A 25,436-nucleotide genomic window follows, 5' to 3' on the forward strand; every position below is an offset into this window, starting at 1 on the left:
AAGGGGCTGGGAACCGAATACACGAGAAAGGGGCCGTGGCGGTTGTTCCCGCTGGTCAGTGGAGAGACAACATCTTTGGTGGACCTTCGGTGTTCGCATCAGACGCGAAGGCTTCGCGTCTGATGCGAACACGATCCGGCTGTCGAGGCGACTGGACAGCCGGCATGGCCGGTCCCGCGTGCCAGGCCGCGAGCGTCAGGACCAGGCCCCGGCCCTCGCTCGTCATCCGCACCTCGTCCTCGACGGACACCCGGTAGTACGCCCTACCTCGGTGCCTGGAAGCCGCCGATCTTCTGCTCAAGCAGTTCGGCCAGCCGCAGCGGGGTGCGGTCCTCGAACATCGGACCGATGAGCTGCACTCCCACCGGCAGACCCTCGGGGGACCGGCCCGCTGGTATGGCGGTGGCGGGCAGGCCGGGCATGGTGGCCAGACCGGCCCAGACGAGCTGGTCGAAGTACGGGTACTCGACGCCGTCGATGCCGATCCGGCGTTCCAGCGGATTGGGGTTGTGGTCGTGCGGGAACGCGGGAGTCGGCGTGATCGGACACACCACGGCATCGAACTCGGCGAAGAGCTGCCGCCAGCCGTGACGGTGGAGCTCGCGACGGCTGTTCGCCTCGATCCAGTCGCGGTGGCTCGACACCATCCCGCGCAGCACCGCCGCATCCAGACTCTGGTCGTCTGCGCTCAGTCCGGCGGCGCGGGTCCGTAGCTGCTCGTAGGAGTCGACGGGAAAACGTGCGACAGAGCCCGAAAAAAGCAACTGCCTGTAAAGCATGGCGGCTTCGGTCAGATCGGGCAGCAGCGGAGTGTGCCGTTCGACGCGGGCGCCGCCGTCGACAAGCGCGTCGGCCACCCGGTTCACGCCCGCCCGCACGGCGGACCCGGTCGGAATGAGCGGATGCTCCTCGATCACCAGGACTCGGAAGTCGCCGAGCCGCTCGTGGCGCGCGGGCGGCAGCGTCACGTCGTACGCCACACCGTGCGTCAGCGGGTCCGGTCCGGCCATGACGTCGAGCAGGAGCGTGAGGTCGCGGGCGGTGCGCGCCATCGGACCGACGACGGCGAGGTCGAGGTCGACCGGCAATGGCGGTGCCGGCGGCGCGACCATGCCGCGGGTTGCCGCCAGTCCGAGCGTCGGCTTGTGCGCGTAGATGCCGCAGAAATGCGCGGGGGTGCGCAACGAGCCGGCGAGGTCGGAGCCGATGGACAGCGCGCCGAACCCGGACGCCAGGGCCGCCGCTGATCCGCCCGAGGACCCACCCGACGTGCGACCGTGATCCCACGGGTTGTTGGTGGTGCCGTAGATCTCGTTGAAGCTCTGGATATCTTGCAGCCCCACCGGCACATTGGTCTTACCGAGCACCACCGCGCCCGCGGCCTTGAGCCGCGACACCTGGACCGCGTCCTCGGCCGGCATGAAGTTCGCCTGCGGCGGCATGCCCCAGGTCGTGGGCAGCCCGGCGATGTTGTAGGACTCTTTGACCGTCACCGGAATACCCAGCAGCGGCCGGTCCTCGCCGCGGGCGCGCGCCTGGTCGGCACCGCGCGCGGCGGCCCGCGCACGGTCGAAGTCCGGCACACAGATCGCGTTGATCGCCTTGTCGTCGCGCTCGATACGGGCAATCGCCTCGTCGGTCAGTTCCGCCGAGGTCACTTCACCGGCACGCAAGGCAGCCGCGAGTTCTTCTGCCGTCTGAAAGTTCCACTCCATGAATCCGACCGTACTGACCCCTGGCAGAGGTCATAAAATGTCGATTCGCACAACGGGATAGATGTCTCAACTCATCATGTCGCGATTCGCACAACACCTCTCACAACTTCCCCTCGTTTTGGCAGAGTTCTGAGAGACCGGAGGTACGCGACTCGGACCCAAAGATGCCGCGGCCGCGGTCGAACGCCACCCCTGCCCGCAACGCGACGTCCCTGCCGGCAACGCTTGCCGCACCCGCGCCGGGAGAGCCGCCGCCTCATACTTCACGCCCAGATGCTCACGCACGGCCTGCCGACGCCGCTTAGAGGTTGCGCAGATAGGTGATTGTCAGCGGCGTCGTTCGGGGCGGGTGCCCCAGCGATGGGTGGTCAGGCCAGGTGGATCAGGTTGCGGATCGTGATGATGGCGCCAACACTGACCTTCCAGTGGGCGTCACTTCGTAATGAGGCCGGTCGCGGTGGCGATCCGGCTGAGGGTCTGGCGTAGGGCCGCCGCCTCGGCGGGGCCGATCGCGCTCAGCAGGTCCTCATCGTTCTGCCGTGCCAGTGAGAGCGTCTGGCGCCGTAGTTCCCGGCCGGTCGGCGTCAGTTCGATGAGCTGACGCCGACGGTCGGCGGCATCCCGTACCCGTCGTACGGCATCGAGTTCCTCAAGTTCGTCGAGCATGTCGACAACCACACTCGCGGTCACACCGACGGCCTTGGCCAGTTCGAGCTGTGCATGTGGCCCGCTGGACAGAAGCTCCAGGACGGCACAGTGCCGGGGGCGCAGACCGAGCGGGGCCAGCCGCTCCGCGTACCGCCCGTTCGCCTCCCGGCCCAGCTTGCCCAACAAGAAACCCACTGTGTTGGTCAAAGACTCTTCCGTCGCCACGTGGTCAACGTTAGCCTAGCCATATGATTCGGCAACCGAACAATATGGCCCCCTCACTAAATGCCCGTCGGTTCGGCGGGCTTGTCGCACTCCTCACCACGGTCGCGTCCGGCTACTTCGCAGTATCCGGCCTGGTGGACCCGGGCGGGCTGGTGCACGGGGGCGACCAGGCCGCGGCCAGGACCTACGCCGCCTACCTGGCCGCCCGCAGCATCGTGCTGCTCGGCGGAATGGTCTGGCTGCTGGTCGTACGCGCCTGGCGACCGCTCGGCCTGCTACTGGCATTGAACGGAGTGGTCCAGCTAGCCGACGCGGTGATCGGCGCGGCCCACCATCAGGTCCCTCAGACGATCGGCCCCCTGGTGTTCGCCGCCGCCCTACTGCTGGCGGCCAGGCTGCTTGGAGTCCGCGCCCCGTTGCCGGGACGGCTCCGACCAGCCTCCCGGTGAAGCCGGCCACCGACGCACAACCACCGCCCCGAAGCCCGTCCATGCAGACGGCCAGACAGGCCGCAGGCCGACGCGAGGAGTTGCGCAGGCGCAACTAAAAGATCACCGAACCGTCCACACCTGTGATCAAGAACGAGGATCGTGAGTGCCTGCGCTTCCAGCTTGGCTGGTCGACCCGTTATGGGCTCAGTTCGAGGCCCTTCATTCCCGCTCGGCCGCCGTATGCCCTCTCGCATCCGCTGGGCTGCCATAGGCGGCGGATCGCCGACCGGGTCGTGTTCGACAAGCTGATCCAGCTGCTGCGGTTCGGCTGCTCGTACGAGGCGATCGCCGACTCGACCTGCTCGGCGACCACGATCCGCAACCGCCGCGATGAGTGGATCAAAACCGGCGTGTTTACGAAGCTCAAGCAGATCGCCCTGAATGCCTACGACCGGGTCGTGGGGCTGTTGCTGGAGCACATCGCGGTAGACGGCTGCATCACCAAGGCACCCGGCGGAGGTGAGCTAGCCGGACGGTCCCCGGTGGACCGGGGTGAGCAGGGGATGAAACGCTCGCTGCTGGTGGACGGCTACGGCATCCCGCTCGGTCGAGTGCTGGCGCCGGCCAACCGCAACGACTCGCCCCTGCTGGCGCCCACCCTCGACAAGATCGACGACCTCGGCCCGCTGCCCGCTGACATCACAGTCCACCTGGACGCCGGCTACGACTCCGGCAAGACCCGCGATGAACTGAACCGCCGCGGCCTGACCGGCGAGATCGCACACAAGGGCGACCAGGCCCCCGTTCAAGCGGGTCAGCGCTGGCATATCGAGCGGACCAACGCCTGGCACAACGCCTTTGGCCGACTCGCCCGCTGCTACGAACGCCAAATGACCATCGTCGATGCGTTCTTCGACCTTGCCGACACCATCATCACGATCCGCAGTCTGATCCGCCAAGCCTGGTCGACCTACCGTTGGGCCAACCGGCCTGACCGACGCCGTTGACAATCACCTTTCGGCGCGACCTCTTAGCGGTCCGATCCGCGTCAGTCCCACCACGGACCGGCCCTGACCAGCACCGGAACCTCACCGCGGCCCCTTCCTGGCGTATGCGGTTCCCACCCCTAAAGGGCGTGGGAGGTACCCCCACGCGGCGGGCGTGGTGTTGTCGGGTGCGGTGAGTGGGTGGAAGAAGACCGGTGGGGGTAACCGCCAAGGGTCACGTGCGCGTCAGTGGACAGACCGCACCCGCACCAGGAGAAGATCACCCCACTCACGGGAGGCGCCGCTCCGCAGGACGAAGTCCAAAGGAGTGGCACCGCAGACGACGCACAACGCCCGCCGCAGACGACAACGTGGGAGGACACGTGGACGTGAGTCGACGCAACCTGCTGGGCACCGCCGGAGCGCTCGGTGCGCGGGCCGCGCTCGGCGGGGCCGCTGCGACCGGGATTCCCCTGCGCGGGCCGGCGCGGAGCGCTCCGTACGACACCGCTCCGGCCCGGGCGGCGCTGGCCCGGGTGCTGCCCGACCACGTCGATCAGTTCCGGCTCGTCCCGCTGGCCGCGGACGGCTCCACCGACCGGTTCCGCGTCGAGGGCACGGCGGGCCGGATCACGGTCGCCGGGACCACTCCGGCGGTGCTGCTGTGCGGCGTCCACTGGTATCTCAAGTACACCTGCCGGGCCCACGTCTCCTGGGCGGGCGACCAGCTCGACCTGCCGGAGCGACTGCCCGCCCCGGCCTCCCCGGTCGAGCGGGCCACCGCCCTGCCGCACCGCTTCGCCCTCAACGACACCCACGACGGCTACACCGCCCCCTACGCGAACTGGCCGCGCTGGGAGCGGATGATCGACGTCCTGGCGCTGCACGGCGTGAACGAGGTGCTGGTCACCCCGGGTACCGAGGCCGTCTACCACCGGCTGCTGACCGACTTCGGCTACTCCGACGCCGAGGCCCGCGCCTGGCTCCCGGCGCCCTCGCACCAGCCGTGGTGGCTGCTACAGAACATGAGCCGCTACGGCGGCCCGGTCAGCGGTCAACTCCTCGACAAACGCGCCAAGTTGGGGCGAAGGATCTGCGACCGGCTGCGGGAACTGGGCATGCGTCCGGTGCTGCCCGGCTACTTCGGCACCGTCCCGGACGGATTCGCCGCCCGCAACCCCGGCGCCCGGACCGTGCCACAGGGCACCTGGTCGGGCCTGCCGCGCCCGGACTGGCTCGATCCGCGGACCGCGGTCTTCGGCGAGGTGGCCGCCGCCTTCTACCGCCACCAGCACCGCCTGCTGGGCCCCGCCGACCACTTCAAGATGGACCTGCTGCACGAGGGCGGCGACCCCGGCGACGTTCCGGTGCCGGACGCCGCCCGCGCCGTCGAACAGGCGCTGCGCACCGCCCGCCCCGGCGCGACCTGGGTGATCCTGGGCTGGCAGCAGAACCCGCGGCGCGATCTGCTGGACGCGGTCGACCACGACCGGATGCTGATCGTGGACGGCCTCAGCGACCTGGACACGGTCACCGACCGGGAGCGGGACTGGGGCGGGGTGCCGTACGCCTTCGGCTCCATCCCCAACTTCGGGGGCCGCACCACCATCGGCGCCAAGACCCACGTCTGGGCCGAGCGCTTCCCGGTCTGGCGCGACAGACCGGGCAGCCGGCTCGTCGGCACGGCGTACATGCCGGAGGCCGCCGAACGGGACCCGGCGGCCTTCGAGCTGTTCAGCGAACTGGCCTGGCGGAAGCGCCCGGTGGACCGCGCGGCGTGGTTCGCGCGCTACGCCGATCTGCGCTACGGCGGACGCGACGGGCAGGCCCGTGCCGCGTTCGCCGCGCTGCGCACCAGTGCGTACGAGATCACCAGCGAGGACGGCCGGCCGCACGACTCGCTGTTCGCCGCCCGCCCCAGCCTGACCGCGCGCGCCGGCACCACGTACGCCACCCAGACCCCGGCCTTCGACCCGGCCGCCTTCGACACCGCCTTCGCCGCGCTGCTCGCCGTCCGCCCCGCGCTGCGCGGCAGCGACGCCTACCGGCACGACCTCGTCGACGCCGCACGGCAGTCCCTCGCCAACCGGTCCTGGCAGCTGCTCCCCCAGCTGTACACCGCCCATCGGCGCCGGGACCTGTCCACGTTCCGGGCGCTGTCCGGGCTGTGGCTGCGGCTGATGCGGCTGAGCGAGGAGGTCACCGGCGCGCACCGGCAGTTCCTGCTCGGGCCGTGGCTGGCGGACGCCCGGGCCATGGCGTCCGACGACGAGGAGGCGGCCCGGCTGGAGCACAGCGCCCGGGCGCTGATCACCACCTGGGCGGACCGGGACACCGCGGACGGCGGACACCTCGCCAACTACGCCAACCGCGACTGGCACGGCCTGATCGGCGATGTCCACCTCCCGCAGTGGCAGGCGTACCTGGACGAGCTCGCGGACGCGCTGGCGGCGGACCGGCCGCCGAGGGCCTTCGACTGGTACGCCGCGGAGGAGCCCTGGACCCACGCGCGCAACGACCATCCCCTGCGGCCCACCGCCGATCCGCACCGCACCGCACAGCGGGTCCACGACGTCCTCGCCACGGCCCCCTACCAGGGCAAGGTCACGGTCACCGCCGCCCCGTCCGCGCTGCCGCCGGGCGGCCGGGGCACCGTCACCGCGGCGCTGCGCAACGTCAACGGGCTGCGCGCGACGGGCCGCGTCGACTTCGCCCTGACGGGCCTGGACGCCACCGCCTCGGGGCCGCTGTCCCTGCCCGCTGTCCCGCCCGGCGGCACCGGCACGGCCCGCTGGCGGGTCACCGCACCGGCCGGTCCCCCGGACGAACCGCTGCGGCCCCTCCCCTACGACCTCAGCGTCGCCTACGGCCCCGAGGGCGAGCCGCGGGTGACGGCCGCGCAGCACGGCACGCTGTTCGTGGCCGGGCCACTGGCCCCGGGCCTGAGGACGGTGACGACGAACGAGGCGGTCTTCGGTCAGCTGGACGACCGCTTCGCGATCAACGGCGCGGGCGCCGACCTGTGGCGGGCCACCACCGAGTTCGGCGCGGTCTACCGGCCGGGCGCACTGGCCGCCGGCGGAACGGTGGTCGTCGAGGTGACCCGGCAGGACCCGACCGGCCCCTGGGCCCGCGCCGGCATCGTCGTCCGCAACCGCCTCGCCGCCCCCGCCCCCGGCTCGTCGGACGCCCGGGGCTTCCTCAATCTCTCCGCGACGCCCGGCAACGGCATCGTCCTGTCCTACGACGCCGACGGCGACGGCACCTTGGACACCTACCGGCGGCTCGCCGACATCACCGCACCCGTCCTGCTGCGGCTGTCCCGCGGCCCGGACGGCGCCAACTCCGGTACGTACACCGGCTCCTGCTCCATCGACGGCGGCGCGAGCTGGCGCGAGATCGGCACCGTCGGCGTCCCCGGGGCCGCCGCCCGACAGGACACCGGGCTGCACCAGTCCGCCGCCAACTCCGCTGCCGGGAACCGCGGTACGGCTGCGTTCCGCCACTGGTCGCTCACTGGCAGCACACCTGGCCGACGCGTACGCTGACCCGACCGGCCAGTGCCGGAACGGATCACGAGCGAGGGGAACGACGGATGAGTGCCGCAGCCGAGAAAGAGTGGCTCTACGCCCTCGACATCTCCGACGCCACCTGGCAGCGCGCCCCCGGCGAGGCCGAGGAGGCCGTGGAGGTCGCCTTCCTGGAGCGCGGGGCGGTGGCGATGCGCAACTCCACCGACCCGGATGTGGTGTTGCGCTACACCGAGGCGGAGTGGCGGGCGTTCGTCCTCGGCGCGCGGGACGGCGAGTTCGACCTCACGTAGCGCGTCACCCGTCAGGGCTCCGGGCGCGTCGGTGACCCGCACAGGATTCACTCGTTTCACCGAACGTGACACAGCAGCAGGCGACACCGCAGCGTCCGGACCACGCCGCTCCCGGCAGCGTCGACGACGTCACTGGGACCAGTGACGTCATCGACGTCGAACAGGCCGAGGCGGCGCTGGTCGAGCACTACCCCCGGCTGGTCCGGCTGGCCTACCTCGTGCTGCCGCCCGGGCAGAGCCGCAGCCGCCGGGTGCTGGCCGCCCACGGCGTGGTGCAGCGCACCCTGCCGCGCCAGCGCACCTCCACCCGCGGCCTCGGACTGCCCGCCCAGCGCACCGGCACGGAAGCCGCCATCGACCCCGGCTACGCCTTCGTACGGCTACGGGTCCTGCGCACCGCGCTGGCCACCGGCCGCCGACGGGCGCTACCACCGGCGCTGCCCCAGGTGTGGGGCCTGCGGATGTTCCCCCGCTCCGGCGGAGCCGATGAACTCGCCCTGGACCAAGCGCTGTCGGCGCTGTCCGCGCCGGCCCGAGCGGCGTTCGTGCTGCGCGACCTGGAGCGGCTGAGCGCCCCCGAGACGCGCCGGCTGCTGGAGTCCGCCGGGGTGGCGCACCCTCGGGAGGCGCTGGAGGAGGCGGAGCAGGCGCAGACGCCGGCCGGCAGCCGGGACCGGTTGTTGCTGGAGTCGCCGGAGTTCGACCCGTGCGCACTCCAGGCCCGGCCGACGGATCTGATCCGGCGGCGGCAGCACGGGCGGGCGGTACTGGCGGCGGGCGCGGCGGTGCTGGTGTGCGGGGCGCTGCTGGGGCTGCCGGGCGAGGGCTGGGGCCCGGACGGCGCGGCGGCCCCGCCGTACGCGCAGAACGCGGCGGCCGAGGCGGCCCTGGATCCCGGCAAGGTGACGACGGCCCCGGCGACGGCCTGGAAGTCGGCGGCCCGGCAGGACTTCTCCGTGTGGCCGGCCCGCGGCAATCGCGTCCACGACAAGGCGTTGCTGCGTCGTGCGCTCGCGGTCTGGGCCAGGCCCGGCGCCGGGGTGCCGGTCTCGGCTACCCCCGGCACCGCGACCGGCCCGGCCGCCGGGCCGGCGCAGCTGCTCTTCGCGGGGGTGGTGGACCACGCCGTGGTGGTGCTCCTCCACGACGGCCTGCGGGTGGTGCGCTACGCCGAGGCGGCGGACGGCGAGGGCCAGACCCCCGGCACCGGCGCGGCGCTGGACTTCGCCCGGACGGACGGGGCGGCGGTCGACTCGGCGAGTGCGCTGGTGGTGGGCCGCACCCAGGCCAACGTCCGCTATCTGACGGCCCCGTGGGTGAAGTCGGCGGGGCTGGTGGATCTGCTGAAGCCGAACGTGGTGGGCCAGCCGGTGCACCTGGACGCGAGCGGGCTGACGGCTCCCGTGCCGACGCCGCGGCCCACCGAGACGTGCGCGGCCTGGCCCGCGCTGCGGATGGGCGGCCATCTGCTGACCGACCTGGGCGAGCTGACCCCGGCCCGGCTGACGTACGGCTCCCCGCGCAGGCCGGGCGAGGTGAGCGGTCCGCAGGCCACCGGGGCGTGGGCGCGGACGGGCTGCCAACTGACCGAGATGCGCGGGCGGGGCGTCCGTACGGTGAACGCCTGGGAATTCGCCCGGCAGCCGCTCCCCGGCGGAGCGGGCAGCGCGGCCTGGCTGTGCACCCGCGCCGAGACCTGGCGGGGGGCGGGCAGCCGGGCCACGGCCCAGATCCAGCCGCCGGCGCCGAGCGGGCAGCCGTTCGCGGCCGGGGCGGTGGCGGCGCGCGCCGAGGGCGGCACGGCCTGCGGCCCGCGGTCGCCCAGGGCGCTGGCCGGGGTGCTGTGGAAGGCCGGCAGCGGACAGTGGTGGCTGCTCGCCGCGGGCAGCGACCAGGTCACGTCGATCACCGCGACCGGCGGGGTGCACGGGCGGACACCGGGGCGCTTCGTGTCGCTGCCGGCGAAGGCGGGCGACCGGGCGGAGCTGGCGGGACGCCTGGCGAACGGCGGGCGGATCGGGGCACTGCGCTAGGAGGCGCCGCCCCCTCGGACTCGGAAAGGGCGCCTTTCCACGTCCGAGGGGTATCGACATTCCTTACCCACCAGTACATTGACGCCATGTCTAATACGGCCTCGCTGCGGCCCCAGCCGGTCGCGTCCGAGCACACCCCGCTGAAGGCCCGCAACGTCGCCTTCGACTGGTCCGACACCCCGCTGCACTGGATACCCGGCGATCCCGCCAGCACCCACACCATCAACGTCCTGCACCTGCTGCTGCCGGCCGGCGAACGCTGGTTCGTGCATGTGTACAAGCAGGCCCTGCCCGCAATCCGCGACCCTCGGCTGCGCGAGGACGTGATCGGGTTCATCGGTCAGGAGGCGATGCACTCGCAGGCGCACGACGAGGTGTTGCCGCACCTCAAGGCGCAGGGGCTGGATCCGACGCCGTACACCGCGCAGGTGGACTGGCTGTTCGAGAAGCTGCTCGGCGACCGCACGCTGCCACCGGGCCGGGCCCGCCGGTGGTGGCTGCTGGAGCGGGTGGCGATGATCGCCGCCATCGAGCACTACACCGCGTTCCTGGGCGACTGGGTGCTCAACGCCGAGGCGCTGGACGCCCGGGGCGCCGATCCGACGATGCTCGACCTGCTCCGCTGGCACGGCGCCGAGGAGGTCGAGCACCGCTCCGTCGCGTTCGACCTGTTCATGCACCTCGACGGCGACTACCGGCGGCGGGTGCGGACCTGGGCCACCGCGTTCACCGCGCTGGTGTTCCTCTGGCAGCGCGGCACCCGCTTCTTCATGACGCACGACCCCTCGCTGATCGACGGCAGGGCCAGCTTCCGGGAGTTCTTCCGCGCCGGACGGCAGGGCGTGCTGCCCACCGCGGGTGCCATGGCCCGCTCCATCCCCCAGTACCTCAGCCGCCGGTACCACCCTTCCCGGCACGGCGACACCGCACAGGCCGTCGCCTATCTCGCCGGGTCCCCCGCCGCGACGGCCGCCGAGGCCCGTACCGCCGGAGGTGCCTGAGATGCCCCGAATGCGGACGGTCGTGGTGGTTGCCGCGGCGGCGCTGGTCGTCCGGCGGGCGATGCGCCGACGGGTGGCGGCGTCGCCGCTGTGGCCGATGCCGGCGCTGGAGGAGCCCCTCTCGGGGCGGGGTCGCCGGGGCGCGGGCGGCCCGGAGGCGGTCCGGAACCTGCTGGTCGTGGATCGGACGGAGGAGGCCGACGGGGTGGTACGGCTCCGTCTGGAGGGCGCGGGGCTGCCGGCATGGGAACCGGGCGCCCACGTCGACCTGGTGCTGCCGTCGGGGGCCGTGCGCCAGTACTCGCTGTGCGGCGACCCCGCGACGTCCGGTTCGTACACCATCGCCGCCCGGCTGATCGAGGACGGCCGGGGCGGCTCGCGCGAGGTGCACGAGCAGCTGCACGAGGGGACGGAGGTGGCGGTCCGCGGACCGCGCAACCGCTTCCCGCTCCGCGACAGCCACGCCTACCTCTTCGTCGCGGGCGGCATCGGCATCACCCCGATCCTGCCGATGGTGCGGCAGGCCGAACGGGAGGGGGTGCCGTGGCGGCTGCTGTACGCCGGCCGGTCACGGGCCTCGATGCCGTTCCTGGCGGAGGTCGAGAAGCTGGCGGGGGCCGGTGCACCGCGGGTGACGGTGGTCGCCGAGGACGAGGACGGCCGGCCCGATCTGGCCACCGCCCTCGCCGACGCGCCGCCGCACGCGGCCGTCTACTGCTGCGGCCCCGAGCCGCTGATGGACGCGGTCGCCGCGCTGCTGCCGGACGGGCCCGAGGGCCTGACCCTGCACACCGAGCGGTTCGCGCCGGCCACCCCGGCGCGGTCCGGTGCGGACGCGGCGTTCGAGGTGGAGCTGCGGCGCACCGGCCGCACGGTCCCGGTGGCCGCGGACACCAGCGTGCTGCGCGCCCTGCGCGAACAGGCCCTGCCGGATCTGCCGTACTCCTGTGAGCAGGGGTTCTGCGGCACCTGCCAACAGCGGGTGCTGGCCGGCGAGGTGGACCACCGCGACGAACTGCTCACCGACGCCGAGCGCGCGGACTCGATGCTGATCTGCGTCTCGCGGGCGCGGGGCGACGGCGGGCTCGTGCTGGATCTGTGATTCCGCGCCGCGCCCCGGGTCGTTAGGGTGGTGCGCATGACGACCGGGGCGCGCCGCAGGATGGGCGTCGAGGAACGGCGCGATCAGCTGATCGCGGTCGCCCTCGACCTCTTCAGCCACCGTTCCCCCGAGGACGTCTCGATCGACGAGATCGCCGAGGCGGCCGGCATCTCCCGGCCGCTGGTCTACCACTACTTCCCGGGCAAGCAGCAGCTGTACGAGGCCGCGCTGCGACGCGCCGCGGACGAGCTGACGGCCCGGTTCGTGGAGCCGCACGAAGGCCCGCTCGGCGCCCGACTGTTGCGGGTCATGGAGCGGTACTTCGACTTCGTGGACGAGCACGGGCCCGGCTTCGCGGCGCTGATGCGCGGTGGCCCGGCGATCGGTTCGAGCCGGACCAGCGCGATGATAGACGGCGTACGGCAGGCCGCCTTCGAGCAGATCGTCGCCCACCTCGGCGTCTGTGACCCGCCCCCGCGGCTGGAGATGGTGGTCCGCTCGTGGATCTCGCTGGCCGAGACCACCGCACTGCTCTGGCTGGACGGCCGCCGGGTACCCCGCGCCGAGCTGGAACGCCAGCTGGTCCACGACTTCGCGGCACTGGCCGCGGTGAGCGCCGCGTACGACGAGCGGATGGCCCAGGTGGTCCGACAGATGCTCGTGGACGAACCGGCGGACGGCATGTTCGCGGACCTCGTGGGCCGACTCATGGCATTGCCGCAACCCGTTTGATCTGGGCGAGGGCCGTCTTTGACTGCGCGCAGTGGACCACTCGCGCCCGCCCCCACCACCGTTTTTCCTCCCACTCACGGGAGGGGACGGGCCGGAGGGGCAGGGGTGTGGGACGTAAAGCGAAGCAGTCCCACACCCCTGCCCCGCAGGACCGTCACCGCACCCAACAACCCACGCCCGCCGCAGGCGCCACGGCGAGACGACACACGGCGGGAAAGCCAACAACGTGCGGAGAACGCCGGCCGCCAAGGCCACGGCGAGAAGAAGCGCGGCGCCGCAGACGAAAGCGTGGGAAGCCAGAATGATCCGTATGGAAGAGATCATGTTTCGGTTGGCCGACGACACCGACCCGGTCGTTCTGGTGGAGTTGTACGACGCCGCGGCGCGGTGGATGCAGGAGTCCGGCATCGACCAGTGGAAGCCGGGCGGGAAGGGCGTGGAGCACTTCCGGCAGCGGATGGCGGAGGGTGAGGTCTGGTTGGCGGAGGCGGCCGGGCACATAGTGGGCGCCTTCGAACTGTGGTGGCGGGACGAGCCGGCGTGGGGACCGCGGCCGGCGGAGGCGGGGTATGTGCACCGGCTGATGGTGGACCGCGGGCGGGCGCCGGCCGGGACCGGGCGGGCGATGCTGGCGCACGCCGAGCGGCGGATCGCCGCGGCGGGCAGGGAGTGGTCCCGGCTGGACTGCGTGGCGTCCAACCCGCGGTTGCGCACGTACTACGAGGGTGCCGGGTACGCCGTCGTCGGGGAGCAGTCCGCCAAGACGGACGGCGGCGGCAGTCCGTACGCCGTCACCCTGCTGGAGAAGCGGCTGGTGTGAGGGCGCCAGTCCGCCTCAGCCCCGACGGAAGACCGCCACCGTGCGGCCCGGCACGGTGAAGGTGCCGGTGGCGCGGGCGAACGAGGCGGTGGCGGTGGTGGGGTCCGCGCCGTGGGCCTGGAGCGGATGGAGGCGGTAGGGCGCACCGGCGAGGGCGGGGACGGCCTGGTCCTGCCGGTGCGGGGTGGCGTTGAAGACGATCACCAGGTCGGCGAGGCGCATGGTGAGCACGCCGGGGGTCTCGTCCGTGCCGGAGAGCGGGAAGGAGAGCGCCGACTGGACGGCGGCGGTGGTGGACAGGCCGAAGGCCGGTTCGGTGGCGTGGATGCGGAGCAGGTCGCGGTAGGCGGCGGCGGTGGCGTCGATGGCGGCGCAGCCGGGGCGAAGGGCGGGGTCGGCCAGCAGGGGCCGGGCGTAGGGCCACTTGTCCTTGTTGTCGGCGGCCGGCGGCAGTCCGCGGCCGAAGCCGTTGCCGTCGGCGCAGTTCCAGTGCAGGGCGTTGAACCAGTCGCCGCTGTCGAAGGAGTTGCGGTCCAGGGACTTGGAGCGGAGCAGGTCCGAGCCGGCCTGGGAGAGCGCGGGGCCCTGGGAGAGGGTTGCGGTGGCGAGTGCCAGCACCTGCATCCGGGCGCGGTCGGCGGCGCTGGTGCCCTGCGGGAGTTTGTAGGCGAGCGCGTCGTAGAGGGTTTCGTTGTCGTGCGCGTCGGCGTATGCGAGGGCGTCACCGGGGGCGGCGGCGTAGCCGGCCGGGGCGCCGTTGTAGTCGACCTGGGAGCCCTTGACGCGGCGGCCGTCGCTGTCGGTGAAGGTGTAGTCGGCGAGGTTGCCGGTGAGGCCGACCTTGATGAGGTCCTGGTAGTGGCGGAGGCGGGCCCGCTGGGAGGCGGAATCCCCGTTCGCCGGTGAGGAGTTGGGGTCGGTGAACAGGCCCGAGGCGAAGCCCTGGAGGCGGGGGTCGGCGTCGAACGGGCCGCCGCCGCGCACCGCGTCGCGGGCCCGGTCGTCGAAGGTGGCGATGCCGGTGCCGGCCATGTTCTTCTGGGTGGCCTGGACGAAGCGGGCGTCGTCGGCGGCCTCGCCGAAGTTCCAGCCCTCGCCGTAGAGGATGACGGACCTGCCGTCGACCCCGTCCTTGCGCGGGGTCAGGGCGTCCAGGGCCTTGCGGACGGCGAGGATGTTGGCCTTGGGGTGGTGGCCCATGAGGTCGAAGCGGAAGCCGTCGACCTTGTACTCCTTGGCCCAGGTCACGACGGAGTCGACGACGAGCTTGCCCATCATGGCGTGTTCGGGCGCGGTACCGGAGCAGCAGGTGGAGGTGGCCACGCTACCGTCGTCGAGGAGCCGCTGGTAGTAGCCGGGGACGATGCGGTCGAGGACGGAGTGCGGGTCCTGGCCGCTCGCGGCGGTGTGGTTGTAGACGACGTCCATGACGGTGCGCAGTCCGGCGCCGTTCAGGCCCTGGACCATGCGGCGGAACTCGACGGTGCGGGCGGGTCCTTCGGGGGCGGAGGCGTAGGAGCCCTCGGGGACGGTGTAGTGCAGCGGGTCGTAGCCCCAGTTGTAGGCGTCGTGGGCGGCGGTCCGGGTCACACACTGCTGCTGGTTCTCGGAGTCCGGGGCGTAGGAGGCGAGGTCGCAGTCCGGGCGTTGCTGGTCGGCGCGCTTCTCGGGGACGGTGGCGCCGTCGAAGGCCGGCAGCAGGTGCACGTACGACGTTCCGGCCGCGGCGAGGGAGGCAAGCCGGCGCATGCCGTCGGACCGGCGGTCGGTGAAGGCGAGGTACTGGCCGGGGTGGCGGGAGGTGCGGTCCTCGACGGAGAAGTCCCGGATGTGCAGCTCCTGGATGCGGGCCCGGCGCAGCGGCACGGCGGCCGGCTTGCGCAGGTCCGCCCAGCCCTTGGGGGCGAGCCCCGGGTCGTCGAGGTCGACGACGAGGCTGCGGGCCGAGTCGGCGGTGAGCGCGGTGGAGTAGGGGTCGGTGACCTCGTTGGTGACGGTCCTTCCGACGGTGGGGGCCCAGACGGTGACGCGGTAGCGGTAGGGCTTGCCGGCCCAGTCGCGCGCGCCCCGCACCCGCCAGACGCCGCTCGCGTCGTCCCGTGTCATCGGGACCGTGCGGCCGTCGAGTTCGAGGGCGACGGTGCGGGCGGTGGGGGCCCAGACGGAGAGCGTGGGGCGCCCGTGGTGGAAGACCGGGCCGAGTCGGGTGTGTTGGGCGCGGGCGCCGTAGAGGTCGTCCAGGACTCCGGGGATCTGTACGCCGGTTGTGGTGCGCCGCCCGTCCGCCGTGCGCTGGGCGGCGGTCAGCGGGCCGCGCAGCGCGGTGCGGGCCAGGTCGCGGTCGCCGGGGGCGACGGTGAAGGCCGGATAGCCCGTCAGGTGGGGGAAGGCGTTGCGTTCGGCCGGGGTGAGGGAGCCGGGCGTGAGGCGGATGCGGCCGGCCGTCGGGGACCCGGGGTCCCCGAACTCCAGCTGGACGTCGGCGCGTTCGGCGCCCTTCCAGACGACGGTGTCGCGGTCGATCCACTGCGCCAGGGCCTGGCCCGGGGCGGACGGGGCGGCCTGGGCCGGCTGCTGCGGGAACGGGACGAGCAGGGCCGCCGCGCCGAGGGTCAGGGCGAGGGCCGCGGCCGGGCGCCGGGTGGACCGGCGGGTGGTGGAGGACATGGGTCATGGTTCTAGTCGGGGCGATTCCTCGTTGCAAGACCTTTCGCAAGACATTGCAACGGTGTTACGTTCCCGTAGGAGCAGGTCCGGCCGGCCGTCGGTCCGCCACAACGGGCCCTACGCGCCCGGCCGGCCGGACCGCCCCGGTCACCGACCCCGCGGCCGTCTGGCGGATAGTCACCGATACCGACAGGTGGGACGAATCGACCTCGGAGATCTGGGGAATCCACCCGCCATGGCCGACAACACCAGGGACGAGACCAGCCCGTCCGACCGCGACGAAACCACCCGGCGCTACTACGAGACCGGCGATGTCGACGCCTTCTACGACGCCGTCTGGGGCGGTGAGGACATCCACATCGGCATCTACGCCCATGCCGACGAGGCGGTCGCGGACGCCTCGCACCGCACCGTGCAGCACACGGCGGACCAGGTCGCCGACCTGCTCGGCCCGGACGCCACGGTGCTCGACCTCGGCTCGGGGTACGGCGGTTCGGCCCGGGCGCTCGCCGAGCGCTTCGGCTGCCGCGTGGTGGCCCTCGACCTCAGCGAGGAGCACAACGGGCGCCACCGCGCGGCCAACGCCCGGCGGGGACTGGACGGCCTGATCGACGTCGTCACCGGCTCCCTCCTCGACCTCCCCTACGAGGCGGGCCGCTTCGATGTCGTGTGGTCCCTGGAGGTCCTGTGCCATGTGGCGGACCGCGAGGCCGCGTTGGACGAGGCGGTACGCGTGCTGAAGCCGGACGGCGGCCTGGTCTTCTCCGACATCATGGTGGCCGAGGAGGCACCGGTGGAGGCCGTGCGGCCGGCGCTGTCCCGCCTCGGCGTCCAGACCCTGGCGACGCCGTCCCGCTACCTGGAGCACCTGTCCGAGCTCGGCCTCAAGGCCCGTTTCGACGACCGCACCGGGGACGTCGCCACCCACTACGCGCGCCTCGACGCGGAGGTGCACCGCCGAGCGGCCGAGCTGCGGCGCACCATCAGCCCGGCCTACGTCGACGACCTGCTGGCCAACCTTCCCCTGTGGACGGACATCACGCGCCGGGGGCTGCTGCGCTGGGGCCTCTTCCACGCCCGCCGCACCGCGGTCTGAACCGGTCCGTGACGCGCGGCCCGCGCCGGCCGGGAGCCGGCCGCGGGCCGTGCGTCACGGCGCCATCGACAGCAACACCCGCTCCCGCACCGTGTCGAGGAACGCCGGCACCTCCTCCATCGGGGTGTCGGTGCACTGCACGATCAGGCCCATCACCTCACCCGCCGACACCGCGATCACCATGGGCCAGACCTTGGCGATCTCCACCCGCTCCGCCATGTTCTTGACAACATGGAGGGCCAGGTTCAGTTCCGGGACGTTGCGGGTGTCGCCGTAGCTGAAGCCCTTCTTGATGACCCACATCTCGGGGATGATCAGCCCGTGCACGATGATGTGGGCCATCGCGAACATCGCACGCGCGGCCTCCACCGCCGCGTCCTCGTCGTCCTCGTCGTAGAGAGCGGCGACCGCGTCCTCGTCCTCCGCGAGGTGTGCCTGGATGAGCGCCACGCCGTGCAGCACTTCTTCCCTCGTGTACGGACGCGCCTCGTCGCTCATCACACACCCACTCCCGGTCACCGGTCGTACACCACAGCGCACCCAGTGTGGCAGGAGCCGGCCCGGCGCCGGAGGTCATTCGCGCAGCGGACCGGTCGACCCCCGGACGACCAGTTCCGGCCGGAAGATGAACTCCGTCCGCTGGGTGGGGCGCCGGCCCTGTGCCCGGTCGTGCACCTCCTCGATCAGGGCGCCCACCGCGGCGGTCGCCATCGCCTGGACCGGCTGGCGCACCGTGGTCAGCGGCGGATCGGTGAAGGCGATCAGCTGGGAGTCGTCGTACCCGACGACGGAGAGCTGCCCCGGTACGTCCAGCCCGCGCCCGCGGGCCGCCCGGACGACGCCGAGCGCCATCAGGTCGCTGCCGCAGACGATGCCGGTGCAGCCCTCGTCGAGCAGTGCGCCGGCCGCCGCATGGCCGCCCTCGACGCTGAACAGCGTGTGCTGGATGCGCCGTTCGGCCTGCCCCCTCGACAGGCCGAACGACTCCCCCAGCGCCGCCACGAAGCCCTCGGCCTTGCGGCGGGACGGCACGTAACGGGCCGGCCCGACGGCCAGCCCGATCCGCTCGTGCCCCAGCTCGGCCAGGTGCCGCACCGCCATCCGGGCCGCCGCGCCGTCGTCGGGCGAGACGAACGGCGCGTCGATCCGCGGATTGTGGCCGTTGATCAGGACGAACGGGACGCCGCGGGCGGTCAGCCGGGCGTAGCGCCCGGTGTCGGCGCGGGTGTCGGCGTGCAGCCCGGAGAGGAAGACGATGCCGGTCACCCCCCGCTCCTCCAGCTGCTCGACCAGTTCGTCCTCAGTGGCACCGCCCGGCATCTGGGTGCACAGCACCGGGGTGTAGCCGTGGCCGGCCAGCGACTGCTCGATGATCTGGGCGAAGGCCGGGAAGATCGGGTTGGTCAGCTCCGGGATGACCAGCCCGACCAGGCCCGCGCTGCGACGCCGTAAGCGCACCGGCCGCTCGTGGCCGAGGACGTCGAGCGCGGCGAGCACCCGCTGCCGGGTGCTCGCCGCCACGCCCGCCCGGCCGTTGAGGACCCGGCTCACGGTCGCCTCGCTGACCTGCGCCTGGGCGGCGATGTCGGACAGCCGGGGGGCCGGATGGGGACCGGGCAGGGTCACTCCTCCCACCAGGCGGTGGTGTCCGCGGGGAGGGTGAACTCGCCCGCGGAGGCGTCCGGTTGCGCGAACCCCTCGCGGGAGGACAGCAGCAGCCGTCCCGGCGTCGGCAGCCGGACCGGGGCCGCGGTGGTGTTGACGGTGCAGACCAGGCCGCCGGGCCGGCGGAAGGCCAGGACGCCGTCCGGGGCGTCCAACCAGCCGACCGCGTCACCGGCGCCCAGGCCGGGGTGGGTACGCCGCAGGGACAGCGCGCTGCGGTAGAGCTCCAGGCTGGAGGCGGGGTCGCCGGTCTGCGCCGCGACGCTGAGTGGAGCCCAGTCGGCGGGCTGGGGCAGCCAGCTGCCGCCGGCGCCGAAGCCGTACGGCGGCGCCTCGCCGGACCACGGCAGGGGCACCCGACAGCCGTCGCGCAGACCGTCCTGGCCGGTGTCCCGGAAGAAGGACGGGTCCTGGCGGACCTCGTCGGGCAGGTCGGTGACCTCCGGCAGGCCCAGCTCCTCGCCCTGGTAGAGGTACGCCGAGCCGGGCAGCGCCAGCATCAGCAGGGTGGCCGCACGGGCCCGGTCCGGGCCGCCGCCCAGGCGGGTGCGGTGGCGCACCACGTCGTGGTTGGAGAGCACCCAGGTCGTCGGGGCGCCGACCGGGCGCATCGCGTCGAGCGAGGAGTCGATCGCCTCGCGCAGCGCGGCCGCGTCCCAACCCGTGTTCAGGTAGTGGAAGTTGAAGGCCTGGTGCAGCTCGTCGGGGCGGAGGTAGAGCGCGGTGCGCTCGGCGGTGGGCGTCCAGGCCTCGGCGACCGCGATCCGCTCGCCGGAGTACTCGTCCAGGACGGCGCGCCAGGAGCGGTACACGGCGTGCACCCCGTCCTGGTCGAAGAAGGGCAGGGACTGGTTGCCGAGGAGCTTCAGCTGCCCGGCGTGGCCCATGTCGGGCAGGCCGGGGGCCTTCACCAGGCCGTGCGCCACGTCCACCCGGAAGCCGTCGACGCCCAGGTCCAGCCAGAAGCGCAGGATGGAGCGGAACTCGTCCTGGACGGCGGGGTGGTCCCAGTTGAAGTCGGGCTGTTCGGGGGCGAAGAGGTGGAGGTACCACTCGCCGTCCTGGACCCGGGTCCAGGCCGGGCCGCCGAAGAGGGACTCCCAGTCGTTGGGCGGCAGTTCGCCGTTCTCGCCCCGCCCCTTGCGGAAGTGGAAGCGCTCGCGGGCCGTGCAACCGGGGCCCTCCGCCCGTGCGCGGCGGAACCATTCGTGCTGGTCGGAGCAGTGGTTGGGGACGAGGTCGACGATGATGCGCAGGCCCAGCCGGTGGGCCTCGGTGATCACCGCCTCGGCGTCGGCCAGGGTGCCGAACATCGGGTCGATGGCGCGGTAGTCGGCGACGTCGTAGCCGGCGTCGGCCTGCGGGGAGGCGTAGAAGGGGCTGAGCCAGACGGCGTCCACGCCCAGGTCGCGCAGGTACGGCAGCCGGCTGTGGACGCCGGCCAGATCCCCCATGCCGTCGCCGTTGCCGTCGGCGAAGCTGCGCGGATAGACCTGGTAGATCACCGCATCGCGCCACCAGTCGGTGGCGGGAGTGACGTTGTGCTGGTGGGTCATCTCATCCCTTGGTGGTGCCGGCGGTCAGTCCGGCGACGAGGTGGCGCTGGGCGAAGGCGAAGACGAGCGCGGCCGGTACGGCGATGATCACGGCGGCGGCGGTCATCGAACCCCAGTCGTTGGTGTACTGGTTGACGAAGGTCTGAAGCCCGCCGGCGAGGGTCAGGTTCTCCTCGCCGGTCATGAAGGCGGAGGCGTAGGCGACCTCGGCCCAGGCGGTGACGAAGGTGTAGAAGCCGGTGACGGCGAGGCCCGGGCGGGCCAGCGGTAGCACCAGCCGCCAGAAGGTGCCGAACGGGTTGAGCCCGTCGACCCGTCCCGATTCGTCGATCTCCACGGGGATGGTGTCGAAGAAGCCCTTCATCATCCAGGCGCAGAACGGGACGGCGATGGTCAGGTAGGTGATGACCAGGCCCGCCGGCTGGTTGAGCAGGCCGAGACTCGCCAGCAGGTTGTAGAGCGGCACGATCAGCACCGCGACCGGGAACATCTGGGTGATCAGCAGCAGCCACATCAACGGACGCATTCCGGGGAAGCGGAAGCGGCTGACGGCGTATCCGGTGGTGGCGGCGATGAAGACGCCCAGGACGGTGGTCAGCCCCACGATGATCACGGAGTTCTTGAACCAGGTCAGGAACTCCGTGTCGGCCAGTACGTGGGTGTAGTTGCCGAGGGTGAAGTGGGTGACGAGGCTGGTGGAGAAGGCGTCGTTCTTCGGCTTGAACGACGTCACCAGCAGCCACAGCGGCGGGAAGACCGCCACCACGGCGGCGATGAGCAGGCCCGCGTGCAGGCCGACCGAGGCCGGACGGGACCGCTGGTTGCGCTTGCGGTTCATGGTGGTCACCACACCTCTCCCTGCTTGCGCAGCGCCCGGCGGTAGACCACCGCGACGACCGAGAGCAGGACCAGGATCAGGACGCCCCAGGTCGCGGACTCGGAGAAGTTGCGGGGGCTGTCGACGAAGGAGAGCCGGTAGGCGTAGGTCACCAGGATCTCGGTGGAGTCGCCGGGGCCGCCCCGGGTCAGCAGGAAGATCACCGGGAACATGTTGAAGGTCCAGATGGCGGAGAGCAGGATCACGGTGCTGCTGACCGACCGCAGGCCGGGCAGGGTGATGTTGCGGAAGCGCTGCCAGGCGCTCGCGCCGTCCATCTCGGCCGCCTCGTAGAGCTCGCCCGGTATGGACGTAAGGCCGCCGAGCAGGGCGACGAGCATGAACGGCACGCCCAGCCAGATGTTGACGGCGATGACCGAGAGCTTGGCCCAGGTCGGGTCGTTCAGCCAGGGGACGGCGTCGATGCCGCCGCCGGCCAGCAGCTTGTTGAGGATGCCGTTCTTCTCGTTGTAGAGCATCCGCCAGGTGAAGACGGAGATGAACGCGGGGACGGCCCAGGGCAGGATCAGCGCGAGGCGGTAGAAGGTGCGGCCGCGCAGCGTCCGGTTGAGCATGTTCGCCAGCGCCAGGCCGATCAGGAAGGTGAGGCCGACGCAGGCCACGGTCCACGCGACGGTCCAGCCGAGGCGGTCCCAGAAGACGCCGTCCGTGAGCACCGCCTGGTAGTTGTCCAGCCCGGTGAACGTGTAGGTGGCGGGGATGTGGTTGACGCCGATGTTCCGCTCGACGTTGGCCTCGTTGGCGTCGGTGAGGGAGAGGAAGACGCCGCGCACCAGCGGATAGCCGATGATCACCCCGATGACCAGTACCACCGGGGCGACCATCGTCCATGCGTACCAGTGGGTGCCGAGCGTCCGGCGCACCCGTACGGCAAGGGTCACTTGTAGTCCTTGAGCAGCTTCCGGTAGGCGTCGCCGGTCGCCTTTGCGGCTTCCTCGGGCGTGGCGGAGCCGGTGAGCACCTTGTTCATCTGGACCTTGATGGGCTCGAAGAGGGAGTTGCCCTCGGCGATCCAGGGGCGCTGGACGGCACCGTCGACGGCGGGCTTGAAGAACTTGACCATCTCGTTCTTCTTGACGGCCGGTACGTCGTACACGGACGTGCGGGTGGGCAGCAGGCTGAGCTTCTCGGTGGTCTCCTGCTGCACCTTGGCCGAGCTCATGTACTTCACGAAGGCGTACGCGGCCCGGAGGTTCTTGCTGCCGGCGTATACGGAGAGGTTCCAGCCGCCCTGCGGGGAGCCCTGGGCGGAGCTGCCACCGGGTACCGGGGCGACGCCGAGGTTCTCCTTGTCCTTGAAGGCCTTGCCGGCGCGGGCGCCCTCGATGTCCCAGGGGCCGTCGACGGCCATCGCGACGGTGCCGTCCTTGAGGGCCTTGAGCTGGTTCTCCTGGCCGTCGGTGGCGTCGGTGACCGCGGCCTTGGAGTCGACCAGGTCCTTGATGGTCTTGAACGCCTTCACACCGGCGCCGTCGTCGATCTGGACGACCTTGTCGCGGGCGTTGACCATGTCGCCGCCCTCGCCGTACAGGTACGGCAGGAACCAGTACGGGTCGTCACCGCGCAGGTAGAGGGCGGTGGCGCCGGTCTTGGCCTTGATCTTCTTGGCCGCGGTGGACAGTTCGGCGAAGGTCTTGGGCACCTCGACGCCGGCGTCCTTCAGGAGCTTCTTGTTGTAGAAGAGGCCGAGGGTGTCGATGACCTGGGGCGCGGCGTAGGTCTTGCCCTTGAACTTGGTGGAGCCGACGGCCTGCGGGAGGTAGTCGTCGGTCTTGTCGAGGGCGGGGGTGCCGTCGAGCGGGGCCAGGTAGCCGAGGTTGGCGAAGTCGGCGGTCCAGGCGACCTCGGTGCGCATCACGTCCGGGGCACCGGAGTTGCCGCCGGCGGCGTTCTTGAACTTGGCGTTGGCATCACCGAAGGGGACGTTCACATACTGAACGTGGACTTTGGGGTGTTCCTTCTGAAAACCCTCGGCAAGCTTGCGGTAGGTCGCCTTCTCGGCGTCGTTGGAGGTGTCCCAGAAGGTAACGGTTCCGGAGAGTTCGCCGCCGCTGTCGGTGCTGCCGTTGTCACCTCCGCCACCGCATGCCGTTGCCGCCAGTGCCAGGCCCGCTACCAGCGCGGTGGCGGTAACGCCCCGTATGCCACGCCGCATGTGAACTCCTTAGGGAAATGCCTCAGATGGCGGTCAGGAACGTAACAGCGCAGCAAACAAACCGAAAGACCTTGCGGCAAATTGCTGCAAGTTTGCTGGAAGGAATTGCAGCGAGCTGGCCCGAACGGGACCCTGGAGGAGCCGGCGGCACCGTCACCCCGTGACCGCCCGAGCGTTGACCCCGTGAACGCACATCCCCGCGTCCACACCTCTGACACGGCCTCGCCTCTTGACCTCGACAGGGACGGCAGATGACCCAGGAGCTCACATCCCCCAGCCCCGCCCCCCACGAGCCCGGACCGGACCGAGGTCCGCGGTGGTGGCGCGACGCCGTCATCTACCAGGTGTACGTCCGCTCGTTCGCCGACAGCGACGGCGACGGCGTCGGCGACCTGCGCGGGGTCCGCGCGCGGCTGCCGTACCTCAAGGACCTGGGCGTGGACGCCGTCTGGCTCACGCCGTTCTACGCCTCCCCGCAGGCCGACGGCGGCTACGACGTCGCCGACTACCGCGCCGTGGACCCGCTCTTCGGCAACCTCCAGGACGCCGACGACCTCATCCGCACCGCCCACGACCTGGACCTGCGGGTGATCGTCGACATCGTGCCCAACCACACCTCCGACCGGCACCCGTGGTTCCAGGAGCCGGAGCTGGCCCGGCAGCGCTACGTCTTCCGCACCGGCAAGGGCGAGCACGGCGAACTCCCGCCCAACGACTGGGAGTCGGTCTTCGGCGGCCCGGCATGGACCCGTACCGACCGCGGCGACTGGTACCTCCACCTCTTCGCCCCCGAACAACCCGATCTGGACTGGGACAACCCGGACGTGCACGACGAATTCGCCGCCGTCCTGCGCTTCTGGCTCGACCTCGGTGTGGACGGCTTCCGGGTGGACGTCGCCCACGGCATGGTCAAGGCGCCCGGACTGCCGGACATCGGGCACGGCGAGCAGGCCAAGCTGATCGGCAACCAGGTGCTGCCGTTCTTCGACCAGGACGGGGTGCACGCCATCCACCGCACCTGGCGCCGCCTGCTGGACGGCTACGGCGACACCCACGACAAGCAGGTGATCGGCGTCGCCGAGGCGTGGGCCCCCACCGCCGAGCGCCTCGCCCTGTACGTCCGCCCGGACGAACTGCACCAGGCCTTCAACTTCCAGTTCCTGAACACCCCTTGGCGGGCCGACGCGCTGCGCTCGGTCATCGACGCCTCGCTCGCCGCCACCGCCTCGGTCGGCGCCCCCACCACCTGGGTGCTCTCCAACCACGACGTGGTGCGGCACACCACCCGACTCGGCGGCAGCCTCGCCCGGGCCCGTGCGGCCACCCTGCTGATGCTGGCGCTGCCCGGCTCGGCGTACCTCTACCAGGGCGAGGAGCTGGGCCTGCCGGAGGTCACCGACCTGCCCGACGAGGCGCGCCAGGACCCGGCGTTCTTCCGCGGCCGGCGGGCCGGCGGCCAGGACGGCTTCCGTGACGGGTGCCGGGTCCCGCTCCCCTGGTCCGGCGAGGCGCCGCCGTACGGCTTCGGGCCCGGCGGCAGCTGGCTGCCGCAGCCCGCCGACTGGCGCGGCCTGACCGTCGCGGCGCAGACCGGCGACCCCGCCTCCACCCTGGAGCTCTACCGCACCGCCCTCGGGCTGCGGCGCCGTCTGCCGGGCCTGGGCGACGGCGAGATGACCTGGCAGCCGGCCCCCGAAGGCGTCCTCGCGTTCACCCGTCCCGGACTGTTGTGCACCGTCAACACCCGGAGCCACGACGTGGAACTCCCGCCCTCGGGCACCCCGCTGCTCTCCACCGCGCCGGTGACCGTCAACGGCACGACGACCGCGCTGCCCGGTGACAGCTGCACCTGGTGGGCAATCTGACAGCCGGACGGTAAGGTC

19 protein-coding genes and 1 pseudogene are annotated in these 25,436 nt (G+C 71.9%); 11 read left to right on the forward strand and 9 right to left on the reverse strand.

The genetic code is table 11. From position 1 onward, the window contains the following. Positions 1–263: 263 nt before the first annotated feature. On the reverse strand, positions 264–1,715 hold the full coding sequence (locus tag AB0C96_RS05330) for an amidase (RefSeq protein ID WP_362913898.1): 1,452 nt from the start codon (positions 1,713–1,715) through the stop codon (positions 264–266). Between the two features lie 432 nt (positions 1,716–2,147). Next, on the reverse strand, positions 2,148–2,570 hold the full coding sequence (locus tag AB0C96_RS05335; protein WP_362913900.1) for a MarR family winged helix-turn-helix transcriptional regulator: 423 nt from the start codon (positions 2,568–2,570) through the stop codon (positions 2,148–2,150). 41 nt (positions 2,571–2,611) lie between these two features. On the opposite strand from AB0C96_RS05335, the gene AB0C96_RS05340 reads away from it, so the two are divergent. From AB0C96_RS05340 to AB0C96_RS05380, 9 genes and pseudogenes are all read left to right on the forward strand, one after another. Then, positions 2,612–3,037, forward strand: coding sequence for a hypothetical protein (locus AB0C96_RS05340; RefSeq protein ID WP_362913902.1), 426 nt, complete (start codon positions 2,612–2,614; stop codon positions 3,035–3,037). Between the two features lie 145 nt (positions 3,038–3,182). Further along, positions 3,183–4,026 (forward strand): annotated as a pseudogene (locus tag AB0C96_RS05345) (IS5 family transposase). A gap of 362 nt (positions 4,027–4,388) precedes the next feature. Continuing rightward, positions 4,389–7,553, forward strand: coding sequence for an alpha-N-acetylglucosaminidase TIM-barrel domain-containing protein (locus AB0C96_RS05350; RefSeq protein WP_362913904.1), 3,165 nt, complete (start codon positions 4,389–4,391; stop codon positions 7,551–7,553). A 47-nt stretch (positions 7,554–7,600) separates the two neighbouring features. Then, a complete protein-coding gene (locus AB0C96_RS05355) occupies positions 7,601–7,828 on the forward strand; it encodes a DUF397 domain-containing protein (RefSeq protein ID WP_362913906.1) in 228 nt (75 codons plus the stop codon). 65 nt (positions 7,829–7,893) lie between these two features. Beyond that, the gene (locus AB0C96_RS05360) at positions 7,894–9,861 is read left to right on the forward strand and encodes a hypothetical protein (RefSeq protein ID WP_362913908.1); all 1,968 of its coding nucleotides are present in this window, start codon (positions 7,894–7,896) and stop codon (positions 9,859–9,861) included. An 86-nt stretch (positions 9,862–9,947) separates the two neighbouring features. Then, positions 9,948–10,862: a metal-dependent hydrolase gene (locus AB0C96_RS05365; protein WP_362913910.1), complete on the forward strand. Its 915-nt coding sequence runs from the start codon at positions 9,948–9,950 to the stop codon at positions 10,860–10,862. A gap of 1 nt (position 10,863) precedes the next feature. Next, a complete protein-coding gene (locus AB0C96_RS05370) occupies positions 10,864–11,964 on the forward strand; it encodes a PDR/VanB family oxidoreductase (protein ID WP_362913912.1) in 1,101 nt (366 codons plus the stop codon). A 36-nt stretch (positions 11,965–12,000) separates the two neighbouring features. Then, on the forward strand, positions 12,001–12,696 hold the full coding sequence (locus tag AB0C96_RS05375; RefSeq protein ID WP_362913914.1) for a TetR/AcrR family transcriptional regulator: 696 nt from the start codon (positions 12,001–12,003) through the stop codon (positions 12,694–12,696). A gap of 310 nt (positions 12,697–13,006) precedes the next feature. Beyond that, complete coding sequence (locus AB0C96_RS05380; RefSeq protein ID WP_362913916.1) at positions 13,007–13,516, forward strand: GNAT family N-acetyltransferase; 510 nt, start codon at positions 13,007–13,009, stop codon at positions 13,514–13,516. A 15-nt stretch (positions 13,517–13,531) separates the two neighbouring features. Here the strand turns inward: AB0C96_RS05380 and pulA are convergent, their stop codons facing one another. After that, a complete protein-coding gene (pulA, locus tag AB0C96_RS05385) occupies positions 13,532–16,183 on the reverse strand; it encodes a pullulanase-type alpha-1,6-glucosidase (RefSeq protein WP_362913918.1) in 2,652 nt (883 codons plus the stop codon). A 235-nt stretch (positions 16,184–16,418) separates the two neighbouring features. On the opposite strand from pulA, the gene AB0C96_RS05390 reads away from it, so the two are divergent. Continuing rightward, positions 16,419–17,279, forward strand: coding sequence for a methyltransferase domain-containing protein (locus AB0C96_RS05390; protein WP_362913920.1), 861 nt, complete (start codon positions 16,419–16,421; stop codon positions 17,277–17,279). A 54-nt stretch (positions 17,280–17,333) separates the two neighbouring features. Here AB0C96_RS05390 and AB0C96_RS05395 read toward each other — a convergent pair whose 3' ends face one another. The 6 genes from AB0C96_RS05395 to AB0C96_RS05420 form a co-directional block, all read right to left on the reverse strand. Next, complete coding sequence (locus AB0C96_RS05395; RefSeq protein WP_362913922.1) at positions 17,334–17,777, reverse strand: DUF6224 family protein; 444 nt, start codon at positions 17,775–17,777, stop codon at positions 17,334–17,336. Positions 17,778–17,852: 75 nt separating this feature from the next. After that, positions 17,853–18,905, reverse strand: a complete 1,053-nt coding sequence (locus tag AB0C96_RS05400) for a LacI family DNA-binding transcriptional regulator (RefSeq protein ID WP_362914121.1) — start codon at positions 18,903–18,905, stop codon at positions 17,853–17,855. Continuing rightward, entirely contained in the window at positions 18,902–20,500 is a 1,599-nt protein-coding gene (locus tag AB0C96_RS05405; RefSeq protein ID WP_362913924.1) for a glycoside hydrolase family 13 protein, read from the reverse strand. Before AB0C96_RS05405 ends, AB0C96_RS05400 begins: the two co-directional genes overlap by 4 nt. 1 nt (position 20,501) lies before the next feature. Next, positions 20,502–21,338, reverse strand: coding sequence for a carbohydrate ABC transporter permease (locus AB0C96_RS05410; RefSeq protein ID WP_362914123.1), 837 nt, complete (start codon positions 21,336–21,338; stop codon positions 20,502–20,504). A gap of 5 nt (positions 21,339–21,343) precedes the next feature. After that, entirely contained in the window at positions 21,344–22,279 is a 936-nt protein-coding gene (locus AB0C96_RS05415; protein ID WP_362913926.1) for a sugar ABC transporter permease, read from the reverse strand. Beyond that, complete coding sequence (locus AB0C96_RS05420; RefSeq protein ID WP_362913928.1) at positions 22,276–23,553, reverse strand: extracellular solute-binding protein; 1,278 nt, start codon at positions 23,551–23,553, stop codon at positions 22,276–22,278. The genes AB0C96_RS05415 and AB0C96_RS05420 overlap by 4 nt, the downstream gene beginning before the upstream one ends. Before the next feature lie 251 nt (positions 23,554–23,804). Between AB0C96_RS05420 and AB0C96_RS05425 the strand changes: the two genes are divergently transcribed. Further along, positions 23,805–25,418, forward strand: coding sequence for an alpha-amylase family glycosyl hydrolase (locus AB0C96_RS05425; RefSeq protein ID WP_362913930.1), 1,614 nt, complete (start codon positions 23,805–23,807; stop codon positions 25,416–25,418). The last annotated feature ends 18 nt before the right edge of the window (positions 25,419–25,436 follow it).

Origin of the sequence: Streptomyces sp. NPDC048506 (genome assembly GCF_040651315.1) — a bacterium.
Taxonomy (GTDB): Bacteria; Actinomycetota; Actinomycetes; order Streptomycetales; family Streptomycetaceae; genus Streptomyces.

Coding starts and splice junctions, on each gene's coding strand:
- AB0C96_RS05330 (WP_362913898.1), bottom strand. CDS start 1,715: ATGGAGTGGAACTTTCAGACGGCAGAAGAACTCGCGGCTGCCTTGCGT.
- AB0C96_RS05340 (WP_362913902.1), top strand. CDS start 2,612: ATGATTCGGCAACCGAACAATATGGCCCCCTCACTAAATGCCCGTCGG.
- AB0C96_RS05355 (WP_362913906.1), top strand. CDS start 7,601: ATGAGTGCCGCAGCCGAGAAAGAGTGGCTCTACGCCCTCGACATCTCC.
- AB0C96_RS05365 (WP_362913910.1), top strand. CDS start 9,948: ATGTCTAATACGGCCTCGCTGCGGCCCCAGCCGGTCGCGTCCGAGCAC.
- AB0C96_RS05370 (WP_362913912.1), top strand. CDS start 10,864: ATGCCCCGAATGCGGACGGTCGTGGTGGTTGCCGCGGCGGCGCTGGTC.
- AB0C96_RS05375 (WP_362913914.1), top strand. CDS start 12,001: ATGACGACCGGGGCGCGCCGCAGGATGGGCGTCGAGGAACGGCGCGAT.
- AB0C96_RS05380 (WP_362913916.1), top strand. CDS start 13,007: ATGGAAGAGATCATGTTTCGGTTGGCCGACGACACCGACCCGGTCGTT.
- pulA (WP_362913918.1), bottom strand. CDS start 16,183: ATGTCCTCCACCACCCGCCGGTCCACCCGGCGCCCGGCCGCGGCCCTC.
- AB0C96_RS05390 (WP_362913920.1), top strand. CDS start 16,419: ATGGCCGACAACACCAGGGACGAGACCAGCCCGTCCGACCGCGACGAA.
- AB0C96_RS05395 (WP_362913922.1), bottom strand. CDS start 17,777: ATGAGCGACGAGGCGCGTCCGTACACGAGGGAAGAAGTGCTGCACGGC.
- AB0C96_RS05405 (WP_362913924.1), bottom strand. CDS start 20,500: ATGACCCACCAGCACAACGTCACTCCCGCCACCGACTGGTGGCGCGAT.
- AB0C96_RS05410 (WP_362914123.1), bottom strand. CDS start 21,338: ATGAACCGCAAGCGCAACCAGCGGTCCCGTCCGGCCTCGGTCGGCCTG.
- AB0C96_RS05420 (WP_362913928.1), bottom strand. CDS start 23,553: ATGCGGCGTGGCATACGGGGCGTTACCGCCACCGCGCTGGTAGCGGGC.
- AB0C96_RS05425 (WP_362913930.1), top strand. CDS start 23,805: ATGACCCAGGAGCTCACATCCCCCAGCCCCGCCCCCCACGAGCCCGGA.